Origin of the sequence: Microbacterium sp. H1-D42, from assembly GCF_022637555.1 — a bacterium.
In the GTDB taxonomy this organism is placed as follows: domain Bacteria; phylum Actinomycetota; class Actinomycetes; order Actinomycetales; family Microbacteriaceae; genus Microbacterium.
Genome location: NZ_CP093342.1, coordinates 2,487,465 through 2,499,251, shown reverse-complemented (window position 1 = coordinate 2,499,251; position 11,787 = coordinate 2,487,465). Strand labels below are relative to the sequence as shown.

At 67.2% G+C, this 11,787-nt stretch carries 15 protein-coding genes; 4 read left to right on the top strand and 11 right to left on the bottom strand.

Translation table 11 applies throughout. The features are described from left to right. Nucleotides 1–28: 28 nt before the first annotated feature. Both greA and MNR00_RS11985 read right to left on the bottom strand, forming a co-directional pair. Nucleotides 29–520, bottom strand: a complete 492-nt coding sequence (greA, locus tag MNR00_RS11990) for a transcription elongation factor GreA (RefSeq protein ID WP_241926149.1) — start codon at nucleotides 518–520, stop codon at nucleotides 29–31. A gap of 121 nt (nucleotides 521–641) precedes the next feature. After that, a complete protein-coding gene (locus MNR00_RS11985; RefSeq protein ID WP_241926148.1) occupies nucleotides 642–1,028 on the bottom strand; it encodes a DUF4307 domain-containing protein in 387 nt (128 codons plus the stop codon). 74 nt (nucleotides 1,029–1,102) lie between these two features. Between MNR00_RS11985 and MNR00_RS11980 the strand changes: the two genes are divergently transcribed. Beyond that, nucleotides 1,103–1,345 carry a hypothetical protein gene (locus MNR00_RS11980; protein WP_241926147.1) on the top strand — a complete coding sequence of 81 codons (243 nt, stop codon included), beginning with the start codon at nucleotides 1,103–1,105 and terminating at the stop codon, nucleotides 1,343–1,345. Nucleotides 1,346–1,369: 24 nt separating this feature from the next. Here MNR00_RS11980 and MNR00_RS11975 read toward each other — a convergent pair whose 3' ends face one another. Both MNR00_RS11975 and MNR00_RS11970 read right to left on the bottom strand, forming a co-directional pair. Next, on the bottom strand, nucleotides 1,370–1,843 hold the full coding sequence (locus MNR00_RS11975) for an S-ribosylhomocysteine lyase (RefSeq protein WP_241926146.1): 474 nt from the start codon (nucleotides 1,841–1,843) through the stop codon (nucleotides 1,370–1,372). Nucleotides 1,844–1,918: 75 nt separating this feature from the next. Next, nucleotides 1,919–2,605: a hemolysin III family protein gene (locus MNR00_RS11970; RefSeq protein ID WP_241928840.1), complete on the bottom strand. Its 687-nt coding sequence runs from the start codon at nucleotides 2,603–2,605 to the stop codon at nucleotides 1,919–1,921. A 138-nt stretch (nucleotides 2,606–2,743) separates the two neighbouring features. Between MNR00_RS11970 and MNR00_RS11965 the strand changes: the two genes are divergently transcribed. The 3 genes from MNR00_RS11965 to MNR00_RS11955 all read left to right on the top strand — a co-directional run bounded on the left by MNR00_RS11965 (nucleotide 2,744) and on the right by MNR00_RS11955 (nucleotide 6,230). Beyond that, nucleotides 2,744–3,526 carry an isoprenyl transferase gene (locus tag MNR00_RS11965; protein ID WP_241926145.1) on the top strand — a complete coding sequence of 261 codons (783 nt, stop codon included), beginning with the start codon at nucleotides 2,744–2,746 and terminating at the stop codon, nucleotides 3,524–3,526. 49 nt (nucleotides 3,527–3,575) lie between these two features. Further along, the gene (locus MNR00_RS11960; protein ID WP_241926144.1) at nucleotides 3,576–4,703 is read left to right on the top strand and encodes an aminotransferase class V-fold PLP-dependent enzyme; all 1,128 of its coding nucleotides are present in this window, start codon (nucleotides 3,576–3,578) and stop codon (nucleotides 4,701–4,703) included. Between the two features lie 204 nt (nucleotides 4,704–4,907). Next, on the top strand, nucleotides 4,908–6,230 hold the full coding sequence (locus MNR00_RS11955) for a PhoH family protein (RefSeq protein ID WP_241928839.1): 1,323 nt from the start codon (nucleotides 4,908–4,910) through the stop codon (nucleotides 6,228–6,230). A 128-nt stretch (nucleotides 6,231–6,358) separates the two neighbouring features. Here the strand turns inward: MNR00_RS11955 and MNR00_RS11950 are convergent, their stop codons facing one another. The 7 genes from MNR00_RS11950 to MNR00_RS11920 all read right to left on the bottom strand — a co-directional run bounded on the left by MNR00_RS11950 (nucleotide 6,359) and on the right by MNR00_RS11920 (nucleotide 11,786). Continuing rightward, nucleotides 6,359–6,913 carry a hypothetical protein gene (locus MNR00_RS11950; RefSeq protein ID WP_241926143.1) on the bottom strand — a complete coding sequence of 185 codons (555 nt, stop codon included), beginning with the start codon at nucleotides 6,911–6,913 and terminating at the stop codon, nucleotides 6,359–6,361. A 260-nt stretch (nucleotides 6,914–7,173) separates the two neighbouring features. Continuing rightward, nucleotides 7,174–7,734, bottom strand: a complete 561-nt coding sequence (locus MNR00_RS11945) for a hypothetical protein (RefSeq protein WP_241928838.1) — start codon at nucleotides 7,732–7,734, stop codon at nucleotides 7,174–7,176. Between the two features lie 61 nt (nucleotides 7,735–7,795). Then, nucleotides 7,796–8,746: a DUF559 domain-containing protein gene (locus MNR00_RS11940; protein WP_241926142.1), complete on the bottom strand. Its 951-nt coding sequence runs from the start codon at nucleotides 8,744–8,746 to the stop codon at nucleotides 7,796–7,798. Between the two features lie 94 nt (nucleotides 8,747–8,840). Then, nucleotides 8,841–10,235, bottom strand: coding sequence for a class II fumarate hydratase (locus MNR00_RS11935; protein WP_241926141.1), 1,395 nt, complete (start codon nucleotides 10,233–10,235; stop codon nucleotides 8,841–8,843). After that, a complete protein-coding gene (locus MNR00_RS11930) occupies nucleotides 10,232–10,903 on the bottom strand; it encodes a carbonic anhydrase (protein WP_241926140.1) in 672 nt (223 codons plus the stop codon). Before MNR00_RS11930 ends, MNR00_RS11935 begins: the two co-directional genes overlap by 4 nt. Beyond that, on the bottom strand, nucleotides 10,900–11,541 hold the full coding sequence (locus MNR00_RS11925; RefSeq protein ID WP_241926139.1) for a DUF4245 family protein: 642 nt from the start codon (nucleotides 11,539–11,541) through the stop codon (nucleotides 10,900–10,902). The genes MNR00_RS11930 and MNR00_RS11925 overlap by 4 nt, the downstream gene beginning before the upstream one ends. Beyond that, nucleotides 11,541–11,786 (bottom strand): exodeoxyribonuclease VII small subunit, encoded by a 246-nt coding sequence (locus MNR00_RS11920; protein WP_241926138.1) that lies wholly within the window; start codon nucleotides 11,784–11,786, stop codon nucleotides 11,541–11,543. Before MNR00_RS11920 ends, MNR00_RS11925 begins: the two co-directional genes overlap by 1 nt. Nucleotide 11,787 lies beyond the last annotated feature (1 nt).

Here is an 11,787-nt window from a genome sequence, read left to right as displayed (position 1 = left end):
ATCCCGCCGTCTCGCGGTTCTGGGGGACTCAGCCGGTGTACGTCTCGACGCCGGTGATCTCGACGGAGATCGCGCGGCCGTTCGGTGCTTCGTAGCTGGACTTCGCGCCGACCTTGAGGCCCATGATGGCCTGGCCGAGCGGGCTCGCCTCGCTGTAGACGTCGAGGTCGACGCCGGCGGCGGCGATCTCACGGCTGCCGAGCAGGAAGACCTCCTCGTCACCCGCGACGAGCGCGGTGACGACGGTGCCGGGCTCGACGATCCCGCGGCTGGCAGGAGCCTCGCCGACCTTGGCCGTCTTCAGCAGCTGCTGCAGCGTGCGGATGCGAGCCTCCTGCTTGCCCTGCTCGTCCTTGGCAGCGTGATATCCGCCGTTCTCCTTGAGGTCGCCCTCTTCGCGGGCCGCCTCGATGCGCGCCGCGATCTCGTCGCGGCCAGTGGTCGAAAGGGTCTCGAGCTCGTCGACGAGCCGGTCGTACGCCTCCTGCGTGAGGAACGGTACCTGAGCGTCTGTGGACACAGCGTGCTCCTTTGTGCGGGCCCCGGCAGGGGCTTGGGGAGTGCCGGGACATCATTCGATGCCCGGGGATATGCCAAGACGCCCCGGCATGGGCCGGGGCGTCGGTCATCTGGCCACGATTCTAGGCGACCCAGCAGGACTTCACCAAACCGGTCGTCGCCTCGGCGACCGTCGGGATGCTGACCTGCACACCCTGAGTGTGCGACTCGTTGCCGGAGAATTCGACGATCTTCCAGCCGACCACGCCGAACTCGACATCGAGCGCCTCCACGGCGCAGGCGACGTCGGCACCGCGAGGCGCCGTGAACTGGAAGCGGAGGTCCACACTGTGCGTGTCGACGACCGTGAATCCCAGATCAGCAGCATCCACCGCATTCATCTGCTTGGCGACTGTCGTCCATCCGAAGAAGACGATGACGGCGACGGCCAGCACACCTCCGATGATCCACGGGAGGGGACGACGGCCCTTGCGGCCGTAGCGCTCATCGAGCTCACGTGCGGTGGTCACAGGTCTCCTGCATCTCGGGTGGCGGATAGGCTGGTACTCCCAGGGTATTCGACCTGCGGAGAGAAGGCGGAATCATGATCCTGTTCGGCGAGAACACCCCGATGCCGACGCCGACCATGACGGTCGATCCGGACTCCGTGACCCCGGGATTCGCCGGCTTCGCGATCATCGTGCTGATCGTCGTCGTCGTGATCCTGCTCATCTGGGACATGAACCGCCGCATCCGCCGCGTGCGCTATCGCGAGGAAGTGCGCGAGGAGCTGGATGCTGAAGAGGCCGCCCGCGAGGAATCGGACGGCGACTCGACGAAGTCCTGAGCCGCGGGCTCAGACGTCCCGGGCTCAGACGCCGACGCGGGCGAACGCGTCGAGGCTGATGCCCTGCTCGAGGATCCGCTTCGACCATTCCTTCGCGGAATGCAGGCTGTGGTCGCGGTAGTTGCCGCACTCGACGGCGGATACGCCGGGCACGTCGCTCCACTCGGCGGGACCGGCGATGAACTCCAGCCCAGCGCGGACCGCGCTCACGACGTCGACGATCGCCGGCTCGCCCCACATGATCAAGTGGAAGCCGGTGCGGCATCCGAACGGCGAAATGTCGATCACGCCGTCGATGTGGTCGCGCAGCACGCTGGCCAGCGTGTGCTCGATGGTGTGCAGTCCGGCGGTGGGGATCTCGCCCTCGTTCGGCTGCACGAAGCGCACGTCGAAGTTCGAGATCGCATCGCCCTTGGGGCCGTGCTCGACGCCGATCAGGCGCACGTACGGGGCGATGACAGCGGTGTGATCGAGGGTGAAGCTCTCGACATCGGCCATGGGGATGCTCCTTGCTGAGGGGTCTCTGTCGAGCGTAACGCCGTACGGGCGGGTGGAGCGCTGGAAGGCTTCGCGTTACGCCGGCAGCCCGAGCGAGGGGGAGTACGGTGCGAGCGAGATGAGCAGGCAGGCGACCCAGTGGCACAGGAACGCCAGCACGGTACAGACGTGGAAGATCTCGTGGAAGCCGAAATGACCCGGCCACGGATTGGGCTTCTTCAGCGCGTACACGATCGCGCCGCCCGTGTAGAGAAGCCCGCCGACGATCACCAGCACCATCATCGCGGCGTTGGCGGTCAGCAGGTCGCCCATGTACATCACGGCGGTCCAGCCGAGCGCGAGGTAGAGCGCGACGTACAACCAGCGCGGCGCGTTGATCCAGAACACACGGAACAGGATGCCGAGCACTGTGCCGCCCCACACCAGCCACAGCAGCAGTGTGCCCTTCTCGGGCGGAAGCGCCAGCACGGCGAGAGGCGTGTAGGTGCCGGCGATCAGCAGCAGGATGTTGGCGTGGTCGATGCGCTTGAGCACGGCCTTGGTCTTCGGCCCCCAGTCGAACCGGTGGTACAGCGCGGAGTTGCCGAACAGCAGCAGCGACGAGGTCATGAAGACGGCCGCCGCCCACTTCGCCGGGGTGCCCTGCGCCAGGACGATCAGCACGATTCCGGCGGCGATCGCGATCGGGAAGACGGCTGCGTGGATCCACCCGCGCCAGGTCGGTTTGATCTCGACCGCGGCATCCGCGTCGGCCGCCGCCATCAGCGGCAGTTCTGGGACGTCGGCGTTGTCTGAACGGCGGGTGCTCACGTGCTCACTCTAGGCTCGCGCCCATTCCGTCTGCCGTACATATCCTGGGCAGTCACAGGGAGGCGCCGTCTGTGGCGGTAGCGTAGGCACGTGAGTGAACGCGAGAGCTCGGGGCGGGGACCGCTTTATCGGCTCTATGGGAACCGTCTTCGAAGGCGCATCGACCCGGCATCCGTTCCCCATCACGTCGCGATGATGATCGACGGCAACCGTCGCTGGGCCAGGCAGCTCGGCTACGAATCCGCCGCGGAGGGCCACCGTGCCGGCGCCGCGAAGATGCGCGAATTCCTCGGCTGGTGCGATGAGCTCGGGGTCGAGGTCGTCTCGCTCTACCTGCTCTCGGCCGACAATCTGACCAAGCGCGATTCAAAGGAGATCGGCGATCTCATCGAGATCATCGCCGAACTCGCCGACACGCTGTCGCAGCAGGGCAACTGGCGCGTGCAGCACGTCGGCCGCTCCGACATCCTGCCGGCCGAGCTGTCACGCGTTCTCGACGAGGCGCAGCGCCGTACCGCCGATCACACCGGGCTGCACGTGAACCTCGCGGTCGGATACGGCGGGCGCAATGAGATCGTGGATGCTGTGCGCAGCATCATCAGTCAGCACAACGCCTCAGGTGGGACACTCGACGACCTCGCCGCGCACCTCACCCCCGAGATGATCGGCGAGCACCTGTACACCGGCGGCCAGCCGGATCCGGACCTGGTGATCCGCACCAGCGGCGAGCAGCGCCTGAGCGACTTCCTGCTCTGGCAGAGCGCGCACAGCGAGTTCTACTTCGTCGAGGCGCTGGGCCCGGATCTGCGTGAAGTCGACTTCCTGCGCGCGATCCGCGACTTCGCCGACCGCGACCGTCGCTTCGGGCGCTGACCCGGCGGTCCCCTGGGCGAACGTCCGCACCCGGTGGCAGACTGAGCGGATGAGCGCCACCGACTACCTCGCCACGTTCGATCTCGTGCCTGGCTATCTGAACTGGGCGGCCTTCGGGCCGATTTCTACGACCGTGCGCGACGAGGCGATCCGCGGCCTGGAGATGCTCGGCAGCGGGTATCCGACATCGGTGCCGACCATGTTCGAGTACGAGGGCCGCGCGCGCGAGCTGCTCGCCGAGCTGCTGCGCGCCGACGCTGCCGATGTGACGCTGCACAACTCGTCGACGCACGGGCTGATGCAGGCGTTCTACGGGCTGACCGGAGACGTGCTGGTGTCGACGGCCGAATTCCCGGCCGTCAGTCTCACGCTGCATCGGGCTGCGCAGTCGCGCGGCACGGCGCTGACGCCGCGCTGGATCACTCCCGCGGACGGACGCGTGACGCCGGACGTCATCGCCGCGGCGCTCGACGAGGACGTCACGGCCGTCACGGTGAGCCACGTCGACTTCCGCACCGGATACCGCATCGATCTCGCCGCGCTGCGTGATGCGATCGGGCCCGACCGGCTGCTGGTGCTCGATGCCGTGCAGTCCTTCGGCGTCGTCGACGATGACTACGCGCTCGCGGACGTCGTCGTCGGACACGGATACAAGTGGGTGCGCGCGGGCCGCGGCACGGGCTTCGCCCGCTTCAACGCTCGGGCCCGCGAGCGCATCGCCCCGGTGCTCAGCGGCACCACTGGCACGACCGTCGACGGACTGTTCGTCGACTCGCTTCCCGATCCGGCGGCATCCGGACAGGCCTACGGCGTCAGCAAACCCGACCCGCTCGCCGCGGCGCGCCTGGCGGCGGGGCTGAGGGACGTGCGTGACATCGGGGTCGCCGAGATCGAGAAGCTTCTCGCAAAACGGGTGGATGCTGTCATCGAGATCGCCGATCGGGCGGGCGTGCCGGTGGCATCGCCGCGCGAGCGCGCGCAGCGCGCGGGCATCGTGGTCCTGGCGCCCGCCGATCCGGCGCGGCTCGCACAGGCGCTCGCCGACGCCGGCGTGACGGCGACGGCGCGAGGGGAGACGGTGCGCGTGGCGCCGCACGCGGGCACCGACGACGAGACACTGCGGATGCTGGAGGGGGCGCTGATGGCATCCGATCACGCACCGTTCACGATCTCTTAAGGCGACACGCCCGCGCGTCCTGCGCGTCGTCTCTGCGTCTGAGTCGTACCTTCAAGGCATCGGGCACCGTGCCCGGTCGAGTCGGCCTCAAGGTTCGCGACTCGTGGCCCCTGGTCGACTCGCTGCAGAGCCGGGATCACTCCCGGGAAGTAGGAGTGGATCGTGACCACACGTACAGCGCAGCAGACGTCCACCAGCCGGAAGATCGAAACCGGAGCCGTGTCGCATGACGACACGGCTCTTCGCACATATGTGCTCGACACCTCCGTGCTCCTGAGTGATCCGCAGGCACTGTTCCGCTTCGCGGAGCATTCCATCGTTCTTCCGGTCGTCGTGATCTCGGAGCTCGAGAACAAGCGTCACGACCCCGAGCTGGGCTACTTCGCCCGCCGCGCACTGCGCCACCTCGATGAACTCCGCATCGAGCACGGACGGCTCGACTTCCCGGTGGAGGTCGGCGAGGGCGGCACGCTGCGGGTAGAGCTGGGCAATGCCGACATGTCGATCCTGCCGGCCGGCATCCGGCTCAGTGACAACGACAGCCGCATCCTCGCCACCGCCGCGCAGCTCGCGCAGGACGGGCAGGACGTCACCATCGTCTCGAAGGATCTGCCGATGCGGGTGAAGGCGGCATCGCTGGGGCTGGCGGCGGAGGAGTACCTTGCTGAGCAGGCCGTGGATTCGGGCTGGACCGGCATCACGACGCTCGATCTGTCGGGCGATGAGATGAGCGATCTGTACGAGAGCGAGGTCGGCCTCAGTGAGGACCTGCGCGGAGTGCCGGTGAACACGGGGCTCGTGATCCACTCCGAGCGCGGCTCGGCGCTGGGGCGGGTCGTCGCCGACGGGGAGTTCCGGCTGGTGCGCGGTGACCGCGAGCTGTTCGGCATGCACGGGCGCTCTGCCGAGCAGCGCATCGCGATCGAGATGCTGCTCGACCCCGAAGTCGGGATCGTGTCGCTGGGTGGACGCGCCGGCACCGGCAAGTCGGCCCTGGCGCTGTGCGCGGGTCTGGAATCGGTGCTCGAGCGGCAGCAGCAGAAGAAGATCATCGTCTTCCGCCCGCTGTTCGCGGTGGGTGGCCAGGAACTCGGATACCTGCCCGGTGACCAGGGCGAGAAGATGAACCCGTGGGGTCAGGCCGTGTTCGACACGCTCGGCTCGGTCGTCTCAGGGAACGTTCTCGAGGAGGTCATCGCCAGGGGGATGCTGGAGGTGCTGCCGCTCACGCACATCCGCGGTCGCTCACTGCATGACGCCTTCGTGATCGTCGACGAGGCGCAGTCACTGGAGCGCAACGTGCTGCTGACGGTGCTGAGCCGCATCGGTCAGAACTCGCGAGTGGTGCTGACCCACGATGTCGGTCAGCGCGACAACCTGCGCGTGGGGCGCCACGACGGCGTCGCCAGCGTGATCGAGACACTGAAGGGCCACGACCTGTTCGCCCACGTGACGCTGCAGCGCTCGGAGCGCTCGGCTATCGCGGCGCTGGTCACCGAACTGCTGGAGGGCAGCGAGCTCAGCTGAGGGGGTTCAGCGGAGTTCGCCCCCGCGCCCGGTTGCCTTGCAGCCGGGCGCGATGGGTGTCTGGCGAGTTTACGGTCGGCCCCCCGTTCCGTGCGCGCGTGAGGCGGGCGGTGCCGGCGCGGGGTGGGTCAGCAGCCGGGGGCGGTGGGCTGTTCGTCGCAGGTGCGCGCGACGAGGGCGGTGTGCGCCTCGTAGATGCGGATCTCCTGCGTGGCTCCGGTGATGGTCAACTGGCCGTCGATGGGGAACCACCCGACGCCGAGGTCGATCTCGGCGGTGTACGAGACGTCGACACTGGCATCGTAGGTGCCGCGTTCGGCGTAGGAGTGGCTGGTGTCAGTGGGCGTGAACTGGGCCTGTTTGAGGTCGTCCCAGCTGGTGCCGGCAGTGTCGGATGCCCGCGACTCACCATCTCCGTACAGGAACGTGTACGTGGCGGGCGTGAATCGCACCTGGATCGGGAAGCCGAACAGTTCGCCGGCCTGCGTGTGCACGTCAGCGTCGGTCGTGAAGTTGGTCGGGAGCCCTGCGACGCCGAGGTTGTCCGGCTCGCCCGCGAGGATCCCCGGCTCGGGGGAGAAGCTGGCAAGGTCAGTGATCGTGATCTCGGGGATCGCGGGCGTGGCCTCCTCGGGGTCTTCGCCTTCTTCGGGCTGGTTGACGAACTCCCAACAGGAGATCATGTTGCTCCAATTGGTCAGACACTCCGCTGCAGTGCGCCGCGGGGGCGGTACGTAGCCGGCGTCTTGGATGCCTCCGCCGGAGTCAGCGCCTCTATCACCGCCATCTCCACGGGATCCTGGCGTTGACTCGGTCCCTTGCACGTCGAGGCGATTCCCCTCGGTGCCGGCGATGATGTCTGTGCCGGCGATGCCGTCGTCGTCTGACGCAGCTGCCGGCGGAGATGAGATCAAAACCATCAGCGCTACCAAGAGCGCAGCTGCTATGCCCCGACGCATTGGCCGTCCTCAGCCTTGTCGGCGCGGGAAATCAGCAACCGTTCTCCCTTCGCGATGAAGGTCACGGTTGCGCCATAAACATCAGGACGATCGTCAGCGACCACCGACCCGCCGCTCGAATCAACGATGTCAGTTTCGCTGACGTCGATGCACACTATTCCAACGACTACGCCCTCGGAGGAGTCGTAGCTCTCTCCCGCGAAGCTTTGAACAACTGAGTCACCTGTCATCTTGTAGCCCTCAGCGTGCATAGTGCTCAAGTTCTTGCGGTCGCGACTCTCGAAGTCGCCGGTTGAGTGCTTCAACGCGTACTCGAAGGTATGAGGGTCTTCGGTATCCACCTCATTCAAGGCATCGTTGTACGCCCGATACGTCTCCTCCGCCGCCGCGAACGCCTCGTCCTCACCGGCGAACAGCGCGGTCCTCGTCGGGGTCGGCTCGGGCTCCGCGGGGGAGCAGGCGGACAGCATCCCGAGCATGAGGCCGCCGGCGATGAGCGCGGCGCCCGCTCGAATGAGCACGGTCTTCACAGGCGCGGTCGTCATCGTCACCCGCCCACGCTAACCCGTATGTCGGGAACCGTGCTGGAGTTATCCACAAACTCGGTCATGCGTGCACCTTCAACCGCAGCAGCGCACCCACGATCGCTCGTTGGACTGTCTCCCAGTCATGGAGCACCTGTGCGTAGTCGAATCGAAGGGTTTCGTACCCCAGGGCGGAAGCGGCAGCATCCCGAACCAAGTCCTTGTGACGCATGCTGTGACCGTCGTGATTCTCCTTTCCGTCCACCTCGATGATGAGCCGATCAGCGACCGCGAAATCGACGCGTCCGACGCCGTCGATCTTCACCTGGCACTGCAGCTGAATGCCAAGGATGTGCAGCCGCAGGCGCAGCAGCGACTCCAGGCCGCTGTCGGCATCGGGGCGAGCCAGATCCACGAGCCAGCGGGCACTCATTGGCAGACCTGCCCGTACCGCAGCGCGTTCGGATCTGGACAGCAGTCCCTTGCTCCACGCGGATTCGAACGCTGCGAAGAACTCCTCGTCCCCCTCGCACTGACGGAAATGCAGCAATGCGGTGACGAGGGACGCGGCGCCGATCGGCGGGCGGCCCTTCTGATAGTGGTCGATGCACTGGCATCCGACGTGGGCACTTGAGTGGCGGCCCGGTCCCAGCCAGACGTGCGGAACGTCCGATTCGGAAACGGTCCAGACACCCGCTCGGCGAAGGACGCTGACACAGGTCAGCGCCCCGCCATGCTGAGCCGCAGTGCGGAGGTCGCCGGGCAGCGACAGGGCACCGAAGACACCGGGCCGAAGGCGCCGGATCTCGCCCTTCGCCACGCACGTGGCGAGCGATCGACGGTCGAAACCCAACCCATACAACTGAGCGCTGCGCGCGATGCCGCCGAGGCGGTCGATGGTGTCAGAGGCGGAGAGCATGGCATCCACTCTGACCAACGTCGCATCCTGCTCCCGCCGGAAATCCCTGCTCTGGGGACAACCCGCGACGATCCGCAGACTGTGCAGGAGGAATCGGACACGACGCCCATGCACAGAAAACCCCGCTCTGCACACGGAATCCGAGGATTCGTGTGCAGGGCGGGGAAAAGTGTGCAGGCGCGTCAGCCCACAGGCGCGGACAGCAGCGTCAGCCGGCGTGCGTCATAGACAGCAGGTCGAGCTTCTGGTCGAGCACCTCTTCGCTGATCTCGCCGCGCTCGACGTAGCCGAGGTCGATCACGGCCTCGCGCACGGTGATACCCTTGGCGACGGCGTGCTTGGCGATCTTCGCCGCGGCCTCGTATCCGATGACCTTGTTCAGCGGCGTCACGATCGAGGGGCTCATGCCGGCGAAGGCGGCGGCGCGCTCGACGTTGGCCTCCAGGCCGTCGATGGTCTTGTCGGCCAGCACGCGCACGGCGTTGGAGATCAGGCGGATCGACTCGAGCAGCGCTGTGCCCATCACCGGGATCGCGACGTTCAGCTCGAACGAGCCGGACGCACCGGCCCAGGCCACTGTCGCGTCATTTCCGATCACGCGGGCGCAGACCATCAGCACGGCCTCCGGCACGACCGGGTTGACCTTGCCTGGCATGATCGACGAGCCGGGCTGCAGGTCGGGGATGTGCAGTTCGCCGAGGCCCGTGTTGGGGCCCGAGCCCATCCAGCGCAGGTCGTTGTTGATCTTGGTCAGCGACACGGCGATGGTGCGCAGTGCACCGGATGCCTCGACCAGGCCGTCGCGGTTGGCCTGCGCCTCGAAGTGATCCTTGGCCTCGGTGATCGGCAGCTCGGTCTCGGCGGCGAGCAGCTCGATGACCTTCTGCGGGAAGCCGAGCGGCGTGTTGATGCCGGTGCCGACCGCCGTGCCGCCGAGCGGGACCTCAGCGACGCGGGGGAGCGCCGACTGCACACGCTCGATGCCGAGGCGCATCTGGCGGGCGTAGCCGCCGAACTCCTGGCCGAGGGTGACGGGGGTGGCATCCATCAGGTGGGTGCGGCCCGACTTCACGGCGTCCTTCCACAGCTCGGCCTTCGCCTCGAGGGCGACGGCGAGGTGATCGAGCGACGGGATCAACGTGTCGATCAGTGCCTGTGTGACGGCGATGTGCACCGACGTCGGGAAGACATCGTTGGACGACTGCGACGCATTGACGTGGTCGTTCGGGTGGACGGGCGCACCGAGGATGCCGGTGGCGAGATTCGCGAGCACCTCGTTCATGTTCATGTTCGACGAGGTTCCAGAACCGGTCTGGTACGTGTCGACGGGGAACTCGCCGTCGTGCTTGCCGGAGGCCACCAGGTCTGCAGCGGCCGCGATCGCGTCGGCAATGTCACCGTCGAGGGTGCCGAGCTCCTTGTTGGCGAGGGCTGCGGCCTTCTTGATGCGTGCGAGCGCGGCGATCTGAGTGGATTCGAGACCAGAGCCCGAGATCGGGAAGTTCTCGACGGCACGCTGGGTCTGCGCGCTGTACAGCGCGTTCAGGGGCACACGCACTTCACCCATGGTGTCGTGCTCGATGCGGTACTCGGTGTCAGTCACTGCTGCTCCTTTGCGAGAGAGGGGATGTCTGTATCGGTGAGGCCGACCTGGACGACCGGCACGGCCGTGCCATCGACCAGACGGTACTTCGCGCCGACGATGGCCAGGCGCCCTGCGGCGACGGCATCGCTGATGATCTCGGAGGACTGCATCAGAGCCTTGACGGTGCCGCGCAGATGCTCGCGCCCGACCTTCTCGGGGTCGATGTCGTCGACCGAGGTGCCACCGGTCTCGTGCAGCACGCGGCGTGCGGCAGGGACGATCGGGGCGATGAGCTTCCAGATGTTCATGGGGATCGGCTCGGCGTCGATCGCCGTGCCCTTGACCGCCGCGCTCACCGCGCCGCACGAGTCGTGCGCGAGCACGATCAACAGGGGCACATCGAGCAGGGCGACGGCGAACTCGATGCTCGCCACGGCCGAGTCCGTCACCATGTGACCGGCGTTGCGGATGGTGAACAGGTCGCCCAGCCCCACGTCGAAGAGGGTCTCAGCGGCGACGCGCGAGTCCGAGCAGCCCAGGAACGTCGCGATCGGATGCTGGCCCTCGGCGATCTCAGCACGTCGGTCGGCACCCTGGTTCGGATGCCGCGCTTCTCCGGACACAAACCGTCGGTTGCCGTCGAGCATCTCCTGCCATGCTTCGGCGGGTGTGATCGTCGTCGTCATTCGGCCTCCTCCAGGTCATCCAGTTGCGCGGACAGGGAATCGGCGAGTTCAGCGGTGGACTCGGCGGATCGCGAACCGTAGAGCAGCACGTAGTCGGGCCCGGCCTGGGTGCCGATGGCGTACGAGACATTCGCATCGGTCGCCTTGCCGATCTTGAACTCGTCCCATTCGCGACCGTCGATGGTGATCGTGCCGGTCGGCGCCTTGCCGCCGAGCACCTGCGGCGCCCAGGCCACATCGGCGTTGAACGCCTGCGCGACGCGCACGAAACCGCGCTCATCGTCGGCGGCCGGCGCCAGGGTGACGTTCCAGACGGTGACAGCGCCTCCCTCGAGGGCGGCGGCGTTCACGCGCCAGAAGTCGTCGGCATCGGGCACGAGGGCGGGGCGCTGCATGCTCGTCTCGACATCGGCCGCGATGGCGGCGACGTCGATCTCGGGGGCAGGCACGCGCTCGCCGCGGGGGACGGCGAAGACGACGATGACGACGACTGCGACCGTGACGATCAGCGCCGCGATCAGGTTGCGGAAGGTCTGGCTCGAGCGGTAGACGTGGCTCGACTCGGCCTTGCGATCGGCGGTCTCCTGCGGGGTCTCAGGGCGTCCGAGACCCGCGACGACCGTCGGCTGCTTGCTCATCACTCATCTCCATCGGATGCTGCACGTGCAGCATCCAGCCGGCGCTTCGCGCCGACCAGCCACTCCTCGCACCTGGCGGCCAGCGCCTCGCCGCGCTCCCACAGGGCGAGCGAGTGCTCAAGGGTGGGCGAACCCTGCTCGAGTTCGGCGACCACTCGCACGAGCTCGTCGCGCGCGGCCTCGAACGACAGCGATTCGACGGGTGATTCGACGGGTGATTCGTTGGGCGCGGTCACACCCTCCATC

Bases quoted from the DNA above. Each gene is read 5' to 3' on its own strand.
- MNR00_RS11920 (WP_241926138.1), bottom strand. From the start codon at position 11,786: ATGGAGGGTGTGACCGCGCCCAACGAATCACCCGTCGAATCACCCGTC.
- MNR00_RS11975 (WP_241926146.1), bottom strand. From the start codon at position 1,843: ATGGCCGATGTCGAGAGCTTCACCCTCGATCACACCGCTGTCATCGCC.
- MNR00_RS11930 (WP_241926140.1), bottom strand. From the start codon at position 10,903: ATGACGACGACGATCACACCCGCCGAAGCATGGCAGGAGATGCTCGAC.
- MNR00_RS11950 (WP_241926143.1), bottom strand. From the start codon at position 6,913: ATGATCTCCTGTTGGGAGTTCGTCAACCAGCCCGAAGAAGGCGAAGAC.
- MNR00_RS11960 (WP_241926144.1), top strand. From the start codon at position 3,576: ATGAGCGCCACCGACTACCTCGCCACGTTCGATCTCGTGCCTGGCTAT.
- MNR00_RS11980 (WP_241926147.1), top strand. From the start codon at position 1,103: ATGATCCTGTTCGGCGAGAACACCCCGATGCCGACGCCGACCATGACG.
- MNR00_RS11925 (WP_241926139.1), bottom strand. From the start codon at position 11,541: ATGAGCAAGCAGCCGACGGTCGTCGCGGGTCTCGGACGCCCTGAGACC.
- MNR00_RS11945 (WP_241928838.1), bottom strand. From the start codon at position 7,734: ATGACGACCGCGCCTGTGAAGACCGTGCTCATTCGAGCGGGCGCCGCG.
- MNR00_RS11970 (WP_241928840.1), bottom strand. From the start codon at position 2,605: ATGGCGGCGGCCGACGCGGATGCCGCGGTCGAGATCAAACCGACCTGG.